Below are 15610 nucleotides of genomic sequence, written 5' to 3'. Positions count from 1 at the left end.
AGGACGAGGACACAGGCATGACCGCGGCCATCGAGATCCAGGGACTGCACAAGTCCTTCGGCGACCTGGAGGTGCTGCGCGGGGTGGACTTCACCGTCGCGCAGGGCGAGGTGGTCTGCGTCATCGGCCCCTCGGGATCCGGCAAGTCCACCCTGCTGCGCTGCGCCAACCTGCTGGAGGAGCCCACGTCCGGACGCGTGGTGGTGGCAGGCGCCGACCTCACGGACCCCGACCTCGACATCGACCGCGTACGCCGCCGGATCGGCATGGTCTTCCAGCAGTTCAACCTCTTCCCGCACCTGAACGTCCTGGAGAACCTCACCATCGCGCAGCGCCGGGTCCTCGGCCGCGACCGGGCCGAGGCGGAGCGGACGGCGCGCGCGAACCTCGAACGCGTCGGCCTCGCCGACAAGGAGGCCGGTTACCCGGCCCAGCTGTCGGGCGGCCAGCAGCAGCGGGTGGCCATCGCCCGCGCCCTGTCGATGGGGCCCGAGCTGATGCTGTTCGACGAGCCGACCAGCGCGCTCGACCCGGAACTCGTCGGCGATGTGCTCGGCGTGATGCGCTCGCTCGCCGACGAGGGCATGACGATGCTGGTCGTCACCCACGAGATGGGCTTCGCCCGCGAGGTCGCGGACCGCGTCGTGTTCATGGACGACGGCGTGGTCGTCGAGGAGGGCAGCCCGGACGAGGTCCTGGGCAACCCCCGCCACGAGCGCACCCGTTCGTTCCTCGCGCGGGTCGTGAACCCGGGGGACGCGCCGCCCGCGGACGCGCAGTCGTAGCGGCGGGCCTCGCTCACCGGGCGTGCGGGTCCGTCCCCCACAGGTCCGGGGCCACGAACCGCTCCCGCGTCCCGTCCGGCGCCAGGATCTGCCCGCCCAGCTTCTGGATGCGCAGGGCCAGGGTCGTCTCGGTGACCCGGACCGCCGGGACCGCGCGGGTCAACCGCTCGGCGTACTCGGCGAGCTGGGCGGGGGAGCGCAGCCAGGCGCAGACCAGGAGGTTGTGCGGGCCCGTCACGGACGACACGTGGCGGGTGCCGCGCTGGCGCAGCACGGTCGCGGCGGTCTGAGTGACCTGCTCCGGAGGCACGTTCAGGTACAGGAAGCCGAGCAGAGGGCGGGACGTGTACCGGGGCGCGAGCTTGACCATGTAGTGCAGGCCCGAGCGGGCCTCCAAGCGGTCGATCCGGCGGCGGACCGTCGTCTCGCTCAGGCCGCAGGCCTTGGCGAGAACCGTCGCGCCGAGCCGGGCGTCGCCCGCCAGGGCGTGCAGCAGGACGCGGTCGGTGGCGTCCGGCAACCCGTCCTGCCGTGCGGCGCCGGGCGAAGGGGACGGGGCGAGAGCGGACAACCGCCTGCGGATGTCCGGGCCGAGCTGGTGCAGCCGGAGCGGGGAGAGCGGGCCGTGCATCTTGGTGATCAGGTGGGCGCGGGTGGCCCGGACGCCGGGGAGCAGATGCAGGCGCTCGCCCAGGTAGCGGTCGAGGGCGGTGGTGTCGTAGCAGGCGTAGTAGACCAACAGGTCGGCCGCGCCCGCGAGGTGCACCACGCACAGCGTGCCCGGGTCGCGGGCGAGCTCCGCGGCGGTGGCCGCGACGCTGCCCGCCCCGCAGCGCACCTGGATCCACGCGGAGCACAAGGTCGTACCACCGTCGAACATCGCGCCCGGCAGTACGCCGCTCCACGCGACGCCCGCCTCCGTCAACCGCGCCCAGCGCCGGTTGAGGGTGCCCGGGGAGTGGCCGACTTCCGCCGCCAACTGGGCCCAGCTCGCGCGCGGCGCCAGCTGCAGTGCATGGATCAGTGTCAGATCCGCCTCGGAAACGGCGGATTCGCCTGTTCTTATGGTTCCCCCTGTTGAATCTCCGCATATGCCACACGTATTTGCGGTACAGAGTAACCATGGGTAGTGCGACGCGCCGGATGTGTCACCGGTCTCATGCGCAACTGGTGGCGCAGTACTCATGGAAGTACACGTCGCAGTGCTCGTCCATCGGAACGCGAAACTCTGCGAGGGTGTGGGTCGGCATGACTGAAGGGCAGTTGAAGGGGCGTGAGCGCGAACTGGCGGCGCTGCTCACGCGGTTGGCGTCCTGGCGCCTGGTGTCCCTGGTGGGCCCCTCCGGGGCGGGTAGGACCCGGCTCGCGGGGGCGGCCGTCGAGCAGGTACGCGTGCGGGGCCGGCGCGAAGTGGTGTGGGAGTCGGGGTCCGGGTTCGACGCGAGCGTGCTCGACGGGGTCGCGGTCCGGCTGCGCCACCGGCTCGGCGTCCGGCCGGGGAGGTACCTGCTCGCGCGTCCGCTGCTCGTCCTCGACGACTGGGAACACCTCGGCGACGCGGGCACCGACCTGCTCGCCAGGCTCCTGGAGGACGTGCCGGGACTCACCGTGCTGCGCATCTCCGACCGGCCCAGCTGGCTGCCCGGCGAAGCGGTGCACCGCCTGCCGCCGCTGACCGGCGGCGCCGCCGTGGGCCTGCTCGCCGACGCGGCGGGGCGCTGGCTCCTCGCCGACCCCGACACCTCCACCCGCGCCGCCGCCCTCGCCCACCGCCTGGACGGGCTGCCCGGCGCGCTCCTGGACGCGGGGCGGCGCCTGAGCGGACCGGCGGACCTGGCGGCCGTCGAGCGGCGCCCGTACAGCTCGCGGGCGGTCGCCGCCGCCGAGCGGGCCTACGCACGCAGTACCCGCGGCGAGCGCCGGCTCCTGCGTCGCCTCGCCGTGTTCGAGGGGGACTTCGACCTCGACGCGGCACGCGAGGTGTGCGCCTCCGGGGCGCTGCCCGCCGCGCGGATCCCGGTCCTGATGGAGCGGGTCGCGCCCTTCGCCCTCGTGCCGGGCGACCAGGGCGGGGAGGGGGACCCCGGCGGCCGACCGCGTTCCCGGCTCACCGGGCCGATGCGCGAGGTGTGCCTGCGCGCCCTGGAGGCGGCAGGCGAGCGCTGGTCGCTCGCCCTGCACCACCGAAGGTGGTGCGCGAGGCTCGCCCGGCGTACCGCCGAGCGCTGGAGCCGGGGACGGCAGCGGGAGGCACGGACCCTCGTGCTGCGCCAACTCCCCGATCTCCAAAGGGCGATGGACCCTCGAACGGGGCCCCTCTCGCCGACGGCGGAGTCGGGCGTCGCCCTCGACACCGTGGTGCACCTCTGGTTCCTGTGGGCGGCGTGCGGCCGGGCGCGCGAGGGGCGGGCTGCGCTGCGGCGGGTGCTGCGCCTCCACCAGGGCCCGGTGCCGGGCCGCGCGTGGTGGCTCGCCGGATACCTGGAGGTGCTGTGCGGCGACGACGAGGCCGCCGAAGCCGCGCTCCTGAACGGCCGGCCGGCGGCCGAACGGGACGGCGACGACCGCTGCCTCGGCCTGCTCGGGCACGCACGCGGCGTCGCCGCGCTGCGACAGGGTCGCGTCCACGAGGCCGCCGACGCGTTCCGCTCGGCCGTCGAACTCCTCGGCGAGGCCCCGGGGTTCGGCCCCGGCGCCGCCGCCTGCCGCGCGGGCCTCGCGCTCTCCTTGGTCCGTACGGACCCGGAGGCCGCCCAGGAGCTGGTGCGGCCGAGGGTGGGGGCGGTCGAGGCGCACGACCCCTGCGCCGAGGCCTGGCTCGCGCACGCCCAGGCCGAGCTGCTGCGCTGGGAAGGCGGCCCGCTGGAGGTCGCCGCCGAGGAAGCGGACCGCGCCCTGCGCAGCCACCTCGCCCACGACGACACGGAGGGCGCCGCCTGCACCGCCGAACTCGCCGCGGACATCGCGGCGGCCCGCGGCCGGACGACCCTCGCCGCGGAACTGCTGCGCAGCGCCGACGAGTTGCGCGGCGTAACCCTGCGTGCCGCCGCGTACTGCGCACCGGTCCGCCGCCGCGCGGAGGCGGCGCTGCGCCCCCGCGCACGGGCGTCGAGGGCGTCGCGCCGGGCGGCCGCGGCGGTGGTGGGGCGGAGGGTGTCGTGATCCGGCGATCCGGTGATCCGTGGGGCCGCCGCGTACGTGTCAGGCCGCCGGAACTTTGTCCCGTCAGGCCGCCGGGGCCTTGTCCCGTCAGGCCGCCGGGACCTTGTCCAGGAAACCCCGGACGTCCCGGATCCGGTCCTCCTCGTCCAGCACCAGGACATCGGAGCCGATCACCAGCGGCTCGGCCCCCTCGGGGCCCAGGCCCCACTGGAACCGCACCTGCCGGTGGTGGGCGTCCGCGTCGCCGACCGGCGTGAACACGCAGCCCGGGAACTGCTCGTGCACCCCCTCGACCAGCGCGGAGAGCGCGGCGTGGCCCGCCACCTCGGCCAGCGGGTCGGTGTAGGTGGCGTCGGGCGCCCAGTGCTCCGCGATGAGCTTCGTGAGCTGCTCACCCTGCGCGTTCCAGGTGGCGAGGTAGGCGTCGACGGCGTGCTGTGCGGTCATGGTCGAACCTCCGTTGAGATGCGGTGTGTTGATGCCCACCACCGTGGCCGGGCGGCGCCGGAAGCTCCATGACCTCAGAGGTCATGGAGAGCGCGCCCCGCCGCCGTACGCTGCCGTCATGAGCACCCTCGTGGACTCCCTCGCCGCGGCGGACCCCGCGGACGCCCGCACCGTCGGCCCGCTGCTGCGCGGCTGGCGCGAACGGCGCCGCTTCAGCCAGCAGGAGCTGTCCAACCGCTCCGCGGTCTCCACCCGGCACCTCAGCCGCGTGGAGACCGGCAGGGCGCACCCGACGCCCGAGATGATCCTGCACCTGGCGGACCACCTCGACGTCCCGTTGCGCGCCCGCAACCAGCTGCTCCTCGCGGGCGGCTACGCGCCGCACTACCGGGACAGGGACCTGGCGGACGCCTCGCTCGCGGTCGTCATGGACGGGCTGCGGGGACTCCTCGACGCCCATATGCCGTACCCAGCCCTGCTGTTGGACACCTACTGGGACGTCGTCGACGCCAACGCCGGCGTGGCCGCGCTGCTCGAAGGATGTGCGCCCGAGCTCCTCGAACCCCCGATCAACGTCATCCGGCTGTGCGTGCACGAGCGGGGCCTGGCCCCGCGGATCCGCAACTTCACGGAGTGGGCCTCCCACCTGCACCACCAGCTGGTCCACCGCGCCGAACGCACCCACGACCCGCGCCACTTCGCCCTGGCCGAGGAGGCCGCGCGACACCTCGCCGCCATGCCCCGCGCCGCCCCCACCGGCAGTCCCGTCCTCACGTTGGAACTCACCGTGCCGGGCGCGGGACCGCTGCGCTTCTTCAGCACCTCCGCGCAGCTCACCACGCCCGCCGACGCCGCCCTGGAGGGGCTGCACCTGGAGACGTTCCTGCCGGCGGACGACGCGACGCGGCGCCGCTTCGAAAAGAACTCGTAGGCATACGGGCCCACTTGGTAGGACTGACGGATGATCCAGGCAAGCGCGGCGGACGAACTCGACGCACTGGAACGCCTCCTGGCGGAACGCGCCTGCGAGCGACTGATCCTGGAACTCGTGCGCCGCCTCGACCTCGGGGACCCGGCCACGGTCTGCGAACTCTTCACGCCCGACGGGGTCTGGGAATGGCCCTACGGCAACCGGAGGATCGAGGGCAGGCAGGCCCTGCGCGGCTACTTCGGCACCCGCCCGGCCGACCGCCTGTCCCGGCGGATGTGCACGAACCTCCTGGTCACCGTCGAGTCACCGGACACCGCCACGGCCACCACGTACTTCGCCACCTACCGCGTCGACGGCCACAGCGGCAGCGCGATCGTCCCGACCCGGCTGCCCGTGAACGTCGGCCACTACGAGGACACCTTCCGCAAGCTGGACGGCCGTTGGCTCATGGCGAGCCGGACGCTCGTCCTCCCCTTCGGCGGGCCGACGGAACGCGTGGGTGTGGACGGCCAGGCGCAGTGACCCGCGCGGCCGAGGTCAGGCGGGCTGCCAGACCCGGGCGAGCGCCGACTCGGTGAGCACCTCGTCGGGCGGCCCCTGACCGACGAGGTGTCCTTCGCGCAGCAGCAGGCAGACATCCGCCGCGCGCGCGGCCTCCAGGTCGTGGGTCGCCTGCACGACGGTCACCCCCTCGCCCGCGAGCTCCGTGAGCAGCGAGCCGATGCGGCCGCGGGCGTCCGGATCGAGGCCGGTGGTCGGCTCGTCGAGGAGCAGCAGGTCGGACTCCTGGGCGAGCCCCTGCGCGACCAGCGTGCGCTGTCGCTGCCCGCCGGACAGCTCGCCCAACTGGCGCCCGGCGAGGTCGCCGATGCCGAGCCGGTCGAGCGCGGCCTCGACGGCGGCGCGGTCCCGCCGCGCGGGCCTGCGCCAGGAGCCGAGCCCGCCCCAGCGCCCCATCTCCACCGTCTGACGCACGGTCAGGGGGAGCGTGTCCCCGAGGGCACCGCGCTGCGGCACGAAAGCCGGCCGCCGGTCCCCGTGGTGCCGTACCTCTCCTGATGTAGGGCGGATCACACCGGCCACCACACCGAGCAGCGTGGACTTCCCGCTGCCGTTCGGCCCGACGAGCGCGACGTTCGCCAACTCCGGTATGTCGGCGGTCAGTTGATGGAGAACCTTGCGGCCGGGATAGCCGGCGCAGAGCCCGTCGAGGTGGACGCGAGCGGCCCGGTTCCGTCGTGGGGTCGGAGCGATGGTCGGTTTGTTGAACATGATTTTCATTGTACTGTCCTCGCATGGAGTGGTTGACGGCCCCCTTCGAGGTGGCCTTTGTGCAGCGCGCCCTGTGGGGCGGAATCCTGGTGTCCGCGATATGTGCGTTGGCCGGGACCTGGGTGGTGCTCAGGGGGATGGCCTTCCTCGGGGACGCGATGTCCCACGGGCTGCTGCCCGGTGTCGCGTTGGCCGCGCTGTTCGGCGGCAACCTGATGGTGGGCGCGGTCGCGAGCGCGGCGGTGATGACGGCGGGGGTGACCGCTCTCGGCAGGGCCAGGCGACTGTCCCGGGACACCGGGATCGGGCTGCTGTTCGTCGGCATGCTGTCGCTCGGCGTGATCATCGTGTCGCGCTCGCAGTCCTTCGCGGTGGATCTGACCGGATTCCTCTTCGGCGATGTGCTCGCGGTGCGCGGACAGGACCTCGCCGTGCTGGGGGTGGCCCTGTGCGTGGCGCTTCTCGTCTCGGCCCTCGGCCATCGGGCCTTCCTCGCCCTGACCTTCGACGCCCGCAAGGCCCGGACGCTGGGCCTGCGCCCGCGGCTCGCGCACGCCGTGCTGCTCGGTCTCCTTGGGCTCGCGATCGTCGCCTCGTTCCGCATCGTGGGCACGCTGCTCGTCCTCGGCCTGCTGATCGCGCCGCCCGCGGCCGCCCTGCCCTGGGCGCGCGGCGTGCGTGGGGTCATGGTGGGCGCCGCCCTGCTCGGCGCCGCCGCCACCTTCGGCGGGCTGCTCCTGTCGTGGCACCTCGGCACCGCTGCCGGGGCCACCGTCTCGGCGCTCGCCGTGAGTCTCTTCTTCCTCTCCCATCTCGCCTCCGGCGTCCGCCACCGCCGTACGAGCCGTGCCGCCGACAACGCCGCCCCCGCCCCCGCTCCCGTACTCGAAGTCGACCGAAGCACGTCGGAGGCAATGTCTTGACCGCCGGAATCAACACCGCGAAGTGGGCCCCGGTCCCGCTGGCGCTCACCGCCCTGCTCGCCGCGGGCTGCGCTTCACCTGAAGGCAACGACCCCAAAACGGCGGCGAGTTCGCCGTCCACCACCCCGCACGGCTATGTGGAGGGCGCGAAGGAGGGTGCCGAGCAGCAGTCCCGGCTCCTCCTCAACGACCCCGGCAGCGGAAGCACCCGCGCCCTCGACCTCATCACCGGCAAGGTGACGAAGACGGACAAGGTCACGGACGCCGCCCACCTCGCCACGGACGGCCGCTTCGGCTACCTCCACGCCTCCGGCGCCACCCACGTCCTCGACGGCGGCTCCTGGGCCGTGGACCACGGCGACCACGTCCACTACTACCGCGCCGCGATCCGCGACGTAGGTCAACTGCCCGTAGGGGGAGGTGCGTTGGTGCGCAGTGACGCTGCCGTGACCGCCGTGACCGACAAGGGTGGGCGCACCGTCCTGTACGACCGCGGCACGCTGGAGAAGGGCGACATCGTACGCACCCGCGCGCTGCCGGGAACGTACACCGGACCCGTCATCCCCTACGAGGAACACCTGTTGGCCCTCGCCGACGAGGACGGCACGACAGGGCTCACCGTGCTCGACCGCAAGGGCAAGCGCGTCACAGTGCCGGACGCCGAGTGCGAGGACCCGAAGGGCGACGCCGTCACCCGTCGCGGTGTCGTGTTCGGCTGCGCCGACGGCGCGCTGCTCGTACGCGAGGAGAACGGGAAGTTCACCGCCGAGTCCATCCCCTACGAGAAGGACGTACCGGACACCGAGCGGGCCACCGAGTTCCGGCAGCGCCCCGGAAGCGACACCCTGACCGCGCAAGCAGGCGACTCCGTATGGGTCCTCGACGTCGGCGAGCGTGCCTGGAAGCGGGTGGAGACCGGGACCGTCGTCGCCAACACCGCCGGGGAGGGCGCGCCGCTCCTGGTCCTGGAGGCCGACGGCCGGCTGCACGGCTACGACATCGGGACGGGGAAGGAGACCACCCGCACCAAGAAGCTCCTGACCGGGAAGCCGCACACCGGCAAACCGCACACCCGCAACGCCCCCGTCGTCGAGGTCGACCGCAGCCGCGCCTACGTCAACGACCCCGACGGCAAGCGGGTGTTCGAGATCGACTACAACGACGACCTGCGCATCGCCCGCACCTTCGATCTCGACGTCGAACCCGTGCTGATGGCGGAGACCGGCCGATGAGCGCGGACGAGGCGAAGAAGCACGTACGCGTGGGCACGGCACGGCTGCGCAGTCTGCTGCTCGGACTGCTGACCCTGGTGGCCGCCGCCACCGCGACCGCCTGCACCACCGACGACGCGCGGCCCCGCATCGTCGTCACCACCAACATCCTCGGCGACGTCACCCGCGAGATAGCGGGCGACCAGGCCGACGTCACCGTCCTCATGAAGCCCAACGCCGACCCGCACTCCTTTGGCCTCTCCGCGCGCCAGGCCGCCGACATCGAACGGGCCGACCTCGTCGTCCACAACGGCCTCGGCCTGGAGGAGAACGTGCTGCGTCACGTGGATGCCGCCCGCGCATCCGGCGTCGCCACTTTCGAGGTCGGCAAGGCCGTCGACCCGCTTACCTTCCACACCGGCGACGACGCCGGGGACGGCCAGGCCGACCCGCACTTCTGGACCGACCCGGACCGCATGCGCAAGGCGGCAGGACTCATCGCCGACCAGGTCGTCAAGCACGTCGGCGGCGTCGACGAGAGCGCGGTGCGCGCCCAAGCCGAGCGCTACGACCAGGAGTTGGCGAAGCTCAGCACCTGGATGAAGGAGTCCTTCGCCCGCGTCCCCGAGCAGCGGCGCGCGATCGTCACCAACCACCACGTCTTCGGCTACCTCGCCGACCGCTTCGACCTCCGCGTCGTCGGCGCCGTCGTCCCCAGCGGCACCACCCTCGCCTCACCCAGCTCCTCCGACCTGCGCTCCCTCACCCAGGCCATGGACGAGGCCGGTGTCCGCACCGTCTTCGCCGACTCCTCCCAACCCACCCGCCTCGCCGACGTGCTGCGCAAGGAGATGGGCGGCCGGGTCCAGGTCGTGAAGCTGTACTCCGAGTCCCTGACGGCCGAGGGCGAGGGCGCCGACACGTACCTGCGGATGATGCGCGCCAACACGACCGCGATGACCAAGGGCCTGACGGCCCGCTGACCTCCGAACGTCCAACAGGGAAGGAACACAAGTGAACACGACCCCGACACCCCGCAGGAGAGCCCTCGGAGGAACGGCCTGCGCCCTGGCGTTCGCCACCGTGCTGACCGCCTGCGGGAACGAGGACGACACCACGAGCTCGTCCAAGGCCAAGCGCGCCACCCCCGCCGCGGCGGTCAAGGACCCGCTCGTCGCCGGCTTCGACGGCGGCCTCTACATACTCGACGGCAAGAGCCTGGGGCTCAGCAGGACGATCGACCTGCCGGGCTTCAACCGCCTCAACCCCGCGGGCGACAAGGACCACGTCGTCGTCTCCACCGACAGCGGCTTCCGCGTCCTGGACGCCGCCGGACAGCGCTTCACCGACATCACGTACAAGGGCTCGGAGCCGGGCCATGTCGTCCGGCACGCGGGCAGGACGGTGCTCTTCACCGACGGCACCGGTGAGGTCAACGTCTTCGACCCCGCCGACCTGGGCAGCGGTACGAAGCCCAAGGGCCGCAGCTACACCTCGGCGGAGGCGCACCACGGCGTGGCCATCGAGCTGGAGAACGGCGAACTCCTCAGCACGCTCGGCGACAAGGAGACGCGCACCGGCGTCCTCGTCCTCGACAAGGACAACAAGGAGATCGCCCGCAACGAGAAGTGCCCCGGCGTGCACGGCGAGGCCGCGGCCAAGGGCGAGGCGGTCGGCGTCGGCTGCGAGGACGGCATCCTCATCTACAAGGACGGGAAGTTCACCAAGGTCGACGCCCCCGACGACTACGGCCGCATCGGCAACCAGGCCGGCAGCGACGCCTCCCCGGTCCTCCTCGGCGACTACAAGACCGACGAGGAGGCCGAGCTGGAACGCCCCACCCGCGTCTCCCTCGTCGACACGGAGAAGAAGAAGCTCCGCCTGGTCGACCTGGGGACCAGCTACTCGTTCCGCTCGCTGGCCAGGGGTCCTGAGGGCGAGGCGCTGGTCCTGGGCACCGACGGCAGGATCCACGTCATCGACCCGGACACCGGAAGGATCGAGAAGAGGATCGACGCCGTGGGCGAGTGGCGGGAACCCCTGGACTGGCAGCAACCCCGGCCCACGCTGTTCGTCCGCGACCACACGGCGTACGTCTCCGACCCCGGCGAGAAGGCCCTGCACGCCATCGACCTGGACACCGGCAAGAAGCGCACGTCCGTGAAGCTGCCGAAGAGCACCAATGAGCTGTCCGGCGTGGTGGCCGGGCACTGACACGCGTACGCCTCCGTGGTCCATGGACCACGGAGGCGTACGGCCGTGCGCTATCCGCTCAGACGGACCGGTGGTACTGGTCCGGTACGTGGCTCTCCGAGCCCAGCTCGCGCGCCGCGTGGCGGGCGAACGACGGGTCGCGGAGCAGCTCGCGGCCGACGAGGACCGCGTCGGCCTCACCGTTGGCGAGGATCTTCTCGGCCTGCTCGGGCTCGGTGATGAGGCCGACCGCGGCGGCCGGTACCCCGGCCTCGTTGCGTACGCGGGCGGCGAAGGGGACCTGGTAGCCGGGGCCGAGCGGGATGCGGACGCCCGCCGCGTTGCCGCCGGTCGACACGTCGATCAGGTCCACGCCGTGGTCCTTCAGCTCGGCGGCGAACCGGACGGTGTCGTCGGCGGTCCAGCCCTCTTCGCCGTCCAGCCAGTCGGTCGCTGAGATGCGGAAGAGCAGCGGCAGCTCCTCGGGCCACACCTCGCGGACCGCGTCGACGACCTCAAGGGCGAAACGGGTGCGGTTCTCGTAGGAGCCGCCGTACTCGTCGGTGCGCTTGTTGGAGTGCGGGGAGAGGAACTCGCCGATGAGGTAGCCGTGCGCGCCGTGCAGCTCGATGACCTGAAATCCGGCGTCCAGGGAGCGGCGGGTGGCGTCGACGAACTGCTGGACGACCTCCTTGATGCCCTCGACCGACAGCGCGGCCGGCACCGGGTGCTGCTCGTCGAAGGGCACCGCGCTCGGGGCGACGGCGTCCCAGCCGTACGCGTCCGGACCCACCGGCGAGCCGCCCTTCCAGGGCTGGTCGGTGCTCGCCTTGCGGCCGGCGTGACCGAGCTGGACGCCGGGCACCGTGTTCTGCGACTTCAGGAACGACGTGATCCGGCGGAACGCCTCGACCTGGGTGTCGTTCCAGATGCCGAGGTCCTGCGGCGAGATGCGGCCCTCGGGGGACACGGCCGTCGCCTCGACGATGATCAGGCCGGTGCCGCCCGCGGCGCGCGCCCCGTAGTGCTGGAAGTGCCAGTCGTTCGGCGCGCCGGTGAGCGGGCCCTCGGGAGCCGCGCTGTACTGGCACATCGGCGGCATCCACACGCGGTTGGGGATGGTCAGGGACCGCAGGGTGTAGGGCTCGAACAGTGCGCTCACGGCGGACTCCATTCGGTGTGGATCGCGGAACGGCCTCGCGGTTCGCGGCGACGACCTCGGTAGTACGATAGCCACCGTAGTACGGCAGATGTCAAACTACGATGGTTCTCGTACAATGGCCGCATCGCAACGCATCGCAACGCATCGCAACGCACCGCAACGCACCGCAGGCATCCAGCCACCCGCACCGCGAAGGGGAGTCGTCCATGACGGCCGCAGCACCGCACACCGAGACCGCCGCCACCGGCGGTCGCACGCTCGCGCACCCCGCCCGTACGGAGATCCGGCTCGAAGCGGTGCTGCACGCGCTGTCCGACCCGATGCGCCTGGCCGTCGTCCGGGAGATGGCCGCCTCCGCTGAGGCCGAGCTGTCCTGTTCGGCCTTCGACCTGCCCGTCAGCAAGTCGACCACCACGCACCACTTCCGTGTGCTGCGCGAGGCCGGGGTGGTCGAGCAGGTCTACCGGGGGACCGCCAAGCTCAACGGCCTGCGCAGGGCCGACCTAGACGCGCTCTTCCCCGGCCTTCTCGACGCCGTCCTCGACGCGGCTGCCCGGCAGGAGGACCGGCTCGGCGACAGCCGGCCGACCTGACCCCGCCTTCTGCTTCTGCGGAAGGTGGTTGAAGAGCAGGTTCAGCGTGATCGCCGTCAGGCAGCCCGCGCTGATGCCGCTGTCCATCACCGTCTGGAACCAGTTGGGGAAGTGCTCATAGATCGTCGGCACGCCCACCGGGAGCAGCCCGACGGCGACCGAGACCGCCACCACGGTCAGATTGCTGTTGCCCTCGAAGTCCACCTTCGACAGGGTCTTGAGGCCGCTCGCCGCGACCGTCCCGAACATCACCAGGCCCGCGCCACCGAGCACGGGTGACGGGATCGCGGCGACCACCGCGCCCAGCTTCGGCAGCAGCCCGAGCAGGACCAGGATGCCGCCGGACACGGCGACCACCCAGCGGCTGCGCACCTTCGTCATGCCGACGAGGCCCACGTTCTGCGCGAACGCCGTGTACGGGAAGGTGTTGAAGACGCCGCCGAGGACGGTCGAGAACCCGTCGGCCCGCAGCCCGTCGCCGAGCGTGCGCCGGTCCACCGGGCGGCCCGTCATCTCGCCGACCGCGATGAAGTCACCCGTTGTCTCGGTCATCGTCACCAGGGCCACGATCAGCATCGAAACGATCGCCGCCGCGTGGAACTCCGGGGCGCCGAAGTGGAACGGCGTGCTGATTCCGAACCAGTGCGCTTGACCGACGGCGGAGAAGTCGGTGAAGCCGGTGGGTATCGCCACCGCCGTGCCCACCACGATGCCGACGAGCACCGCGACCCGGCTCAGGGCGGGCGGCGCGAACCGCTGCACGCCGAGCACGAGCACCAGGACGAGCGCCGCGAGCCCGATGTTCTTCGGGTCGCCGAAATCCTCCGCGCCGGAGCCGCCCGCGGCCCACGTACCCGCCGTCGGCAGCAGTGACAGGCCGATGATCAGGATCACCGTGCCCGTGACCAGGGGTGGGAAGAAGCGCAGCAGCCGGCCGAAGACCGGGGCCAGGAGCATCATGGCGAGGCCCGCGACGATCACCGCCCCGTAGATCGCCGGCAGTCCGCCGCCCGTCGTGCCGATCAGCACCATCGGGGACACGGCCGCGAACGTACAGCCCTGCACGATCGGCAGTCGGATGCCGAAGCGCCACACACCCACGCACTGGATGAGCGTCGCGACGCCGCACACCAGCAGGTCGGCGGTGATCAGATACGCGAGGTCGGCGGGCGACAGCTTCATCGCGCCGCCCACGATCAGTGGCACGGCGACCGCGCCCGCGTACATGGCGAGAACGTGCTGCAACCCGAACGCCACCAACTGGCGCGCGGGTGGGACCTGGTCCACGGGGTGCGTTGTCATGGACGAGAACGTAATGAACTTGAACGTTTTGTTGATTTCCGTCGTGTTGCCGCTACGTGTCCGCGCCCCTGAATCGCGTTGGGTCGTCTACGAACCCCGCGCCGCGCTCAACAGGCCCTCCCAGTCGGGGATCTTCACCGAGCCCCGCCCGAGCCCCCGCCCCAACTCCGCCTCGGCCCGCTCGATCGCCCGCCACCCGTCCCACCGCACGGGCCGCGCACCGGCCGCGACCAATCCGGCCAGCGGATCCCGCGCAGGACCGTCGTCCGCTCCGTCTCGGACGAGGGTGGCGGCATCATCCAGATCATCCAGATCGTCCAGGAGGGAGGTGACGGTCTCCTTGGCGCAGGGGCGGTTGGTGCCGATCACGCCGGTCGGGCCGCGCTTGATCCACCCGGCGACGTACTCGCCCGGCGCCACCCGCGCGCCCCGCAGCACCCGCCCGGCCTCGTGCGGCACGGTGCCGCCGGACTCGTCGAACGGCAGGCCCTCCAAGGGCACTCCGCGATAGCCCACCGACCGCAGCACCAGCTCCGCGCCGACCTCCTCGAAGTCCCCCGTTCCGGCCACGCCCCCGTGCCCGTCGGGCCGCGTCCGCTCGAAGCGCACCCCGGCCACGCGGCCGTCGCCGCCCGCGAGCACCTCGACGGGGCGCAGGTAGAACCGCAGGTGGATCCGGCGGCGCGTGCCCCGTGGTGGCTCGGCGGCCCAGCCGCGCAGCACCTCCACGTTGCGTCGCTGCGCGGCGGGCAGTCCGGACGGGTCGATGTACGCCGCGTCGAGCGTCAACTCACGCTCGTCGACGAGGACTTGGGTGTCCGGAAGGCCGCCGAGCTCGCGCAGCTCCTTCGTGGTGAAGCGGGCCTGCGAGGGGCCGCGCCGGCCCACCATGTGCACGTCCCGGACCTCGCTCGCGGCGAGGGTGTCGAGCGCGGCGCGCGGCATGTCGGTGGGCAGGAGTTCGGTGGCGCCGCGGGCCAGCATCCGGGTCACGTCCACCGACACATTGCCCACGCCGATGGCGACGGCCGTGCGCACGCCCCGTACGAAACCGCCGTCGACCGCGTCCGGGTGGGCGCTGTACCAGGCCACGAAGTCGGTCGCCGACCAGCTGCCCGGCAGATCCTCGCCCGGCACCCCGAGCCGCCGGTCGGCCGCCGCGCCCACGCAGTACACCACCGCGTCGTACAGCTCCAGAAGCTTGGCGGGAGGCAGGGACGCGCCGATCTCGACCCCGCCGAGGAAGCGGACCCGCTCGTCCTCCAGGATCGACCGCAGATTGGTCTGCAGCGACTTGATCTTCTCGTGGTCCGGGGCGACGCCGTAGCGCACGAGCCCGTACGGGCAGGGGAGCCGGTCGAGCACATCGACGCGGATGTCCGGAACGCGATCCTGTCCAACGAGGCCCTGCGCGGTGTAGACCCCGCTCGGCCCCGAGCCGACGACGGCGATGTGCGGCACGGGAGGCTCCCTCCGCCGGGGTGCTGATGTGTCTCAGCATGACACCGTGAGGCGCGGTGGGGGAGGGGGCACGACGGCGCCCGGGCCCTGTCGGCCTAGGGCCTGTCGTCAAACTCCCGTCTGCGCCGCGGCGTCTGGCACGCGCGCTCGCGGCGTTGCCGAAAAGTC

At 72.4% G+C, this 15610-nt stretch carries 15 protein-coding genes; 9 read left to right on the top strand and 6 right to left on the bottom strand.

The window, feature by feature from the left end:
* Positions 1 to 17 precede the first annotated feature (17 nt).
* Entirely contained in the window at positions 18 to 785 is a 768-nt protein-coding gene (locus OKJ99_RS28635) for an amino acid ABC transporter ATP-binding protein (protein WP_326020758.1), read from the top strand.
* Positions 786 to 798: 13 nt separating this feature from the next.
* On the opposite strand, the gene OKJ99_RS28630 is transcribed toward OKJ99_RS28635, so the two are convergent.
* Positions 799 to 1971 carry an Lrp/AsnC family transcriptional regulator gene (locus OKJ99_RS28630; RefSeq protein ID WP_326020690.1) on the bottom strand — a complete coding sequence of 391 codons (1173 nt, stop codon included), beginning with the start codon at positions 1969 to 1971 and terminating at the stop codon, positions 799 to 801.
* Between the two features lie 62 nt (positions 1972 to 2033).
* On the opposite strand from OKJ99_RS28630, the gene OKJ99_RS28625 reads away from it, so the two are divergent.
* The gene (locus OKJ99_RS28625; RefSeq protein ID WP_326020688.1) at positions 2034 to 3947 is read left to right on the top strand and encodes a hypothetical protein; all 1914 of its coding nucleotides are present in this window, start codon (positions 2034 to 2036) and stop codon (positions 3945 to 3947) included.
* An 87-nt stretch (positions 3948 to 4034) separates the two neighbouring features.
* Here the strand turns inward: OKJ99_RS28625 and OKJ99_RS28620 are convergent, their stop codons facing one another.
* Positions 4035 to 4394 carry a nuclear transport factor 2 family protein gene (locus OKJ99_RS28620; protein WP_326020686.1) on the bottom strand — a complete coding sequence of 120 codons (360 nt, stop codon included), beginning with the start codon at positions 4392 to 4394 and terminating at the stop codon, positions 4035 to 4037.
* A 118-nt stretch (positions 4395 to 4512) separates the two neighbouring features.
* Between OKJ99_RS28620 and OKJ99_RS28615 the strand changes: the two genes are divergently transcribed.
* Positions 4513 to 5325 carry a helix-turn-helix domain-containing protein gene (locus OKJ99_RS28615; protein WP_326020684.1) on the top strand — a complete coding sequence of 271 codons (813 nt, stop codon included), beginning with the start codon at positions 4513 to 4515 and terminating at the stop codon, positions 5323 to 5325.
* 30 nt (positions 5326 to 5355) lie between these two features.
* Positions 5356 to 5847 carry a nuclear transport factor 2 family protein gene (locus OKJ99_RS28610; RefSeq protein ID WP_326020683.1) on the top strand — a complete coding sequence of 164 codons (492 nt, stop codon included), beginning with the start codon at positions 5356 to 5358 and terminating at the stop codon, positions 5845 to 5847.
* A 15-nt stretch (positions 5848 to 5862) separates the two neighbouring features.
* Here OKJ99_RS28610 and aztA read toward each other — a convergent pair whose 3' ends face one another.
* Positions 5863 to 6606, bottom strand: coding sequence for a zinc ABC transporter ATP-binding protein AztA (aztA, locus tag OKJ99_RS28605; RefSeq protein WP_326020681.1), 744 nt, complete (start codon positions 6604 to 6606; stop codon positions 5863 to 5865).
* A 14-nt stretch (positions 6607 to 6620) separates the two neighbouring features.
* On the opposite strand from aztA, the gene aztB reads away from it, so the two are divergent.
* From aztB to aztD, 4 genes are read left to right on the top strand one after another with little or no spacing between them, the layout of a single operon-like run.
* On the top strand, positions 6621 to 7520 hold the full coding sequence (aztB, locus tag OKJ99_RS28600; protein ID WP_326020680.1) for a zinc ABC transporter permease AztB: 900 nt from the start codon (positions 6621 to 6623) through the stop codon (positions 7518 to 7520).
* Positions 7517 to 8752 carry a hypothetical protein gene (locus OKJ99_RS28595; RefSeq protein WP_407700782.1) on the top strand — a complete coding sequence of 412 codons (1236 nt, stop codon included), beginning with the start codon at positions 7517 to 7519 and terminating at the stop codon, positions 8750 to 8752. The genes aztB and OKJ99_RS28595 overlap by 4 nt, the downstream gene beginning before the upstream one ends.
* Positions 8749 to 9714 carry a zinc ABC transporter substrate-binding protein AztC gene (gene aztC, locus OKJ99_RS28590; protein WP_326020678.1) on the top strand — a complete coding sequence of 322 codons (966 nt, stop codon included), beginning with the start codon at positions 8749 to 8751 and terminating at the stop codon, positions 9712 to 9714. Before OKJ99_RS28595 ends, aztC begins: the two co-directional genes overlap by 4 nt.
* Positions 9715 to 9745: 31 nt before the next feature.
* Entirely contained in the window at positions 9746 to 10945 is a 1200-nt protein-coding gene (gene aztD / locus OKJ99_RS28585) for a zinc metallochaperone AztD (RefSeq protein WP_326020676.1), read from the top strand.
* Positions 10946 to 11003: 58 nt separating this feature from the next.
* Here the strand turns inward: aztD and OKJ99_RS28580 are convergent, their stop codons facing one another.
* On the bottom strand, positions 11004 to 12086 hold the full coding sequence (locus OKJ99_RS28580; protein ID WP_326020674.1) for an NADH:flavin oxidoreductase/NADH oxidase: 1083 nt from the start codon (positions 12084 to 12086) through the stop codon (positions 11004 to 11006).
* A 206-nt stretch (positions 12087 to 12292) separates the two neighbouring features.
* On the opposite strand from OKJ99_RS28580, the gene OKJ99_RS28575 reads away from it, so the two are divergent.
* Complete coding sequence (locus OKJ99_RS28575; protein ID WP_326020672.1) at positions 12293 to 12679, top strand: ArsR/SmtB family transcription factor; 387 nt, start codon at positions 12293 to 12295, stop codon at positions 12677 to 12679.
* Here OKJ99_RS28575 and OKJ99_RS28570 read toward each other — a convergent pair.
* Positions 12590 to 13981 carry a nucleobase:cation symporter-2 family protein gene (locus OKJ99_RS28570; RefSeq protein WP_326020670.1) on the bottom strand — a complete coding sequence of 464 codons (1392 nt, stop codon included), beginning with the start codon at positions 13979 to 13981 and terminating at the stop codon, positions 12590 to 12592. The genes OKJ99_RS28575 and OKJ99_RS28570 overlap by 90 nt on opposite strands.
* A gap of 87 nt (positions 13982 to 14068) precedes the next feature.
* The gene (locus tag OKJ99_RS28565; RefSeq protein ID WP_326020668.1) at positions 14069 to 15442 is read right to left on the bottom strand and encodes a ferredoxin--NADP reductase domain-containing protein; all 1374 of its coding nucleotides are present in this window, start codon (positions 15440 to 15442) and stop codon (positions 14069 to 14071) included.
* Positions 15443 to 15610: the final 168 nt, after the last annotated feature.

This window comes from Streptomyces endophyticus (assembly GCF_035798155.1).
GTDB classification, from domain to species: domain Bacteria; phylum Actinomycetota; class Actinomycetes; order Streptomycetales; family Streptomycetaceae; genus Streptomyces; species Streptomyces endophyticus.
This window is presented reverse-complemented; position numbering and strand designations above follow the sequence as displayed.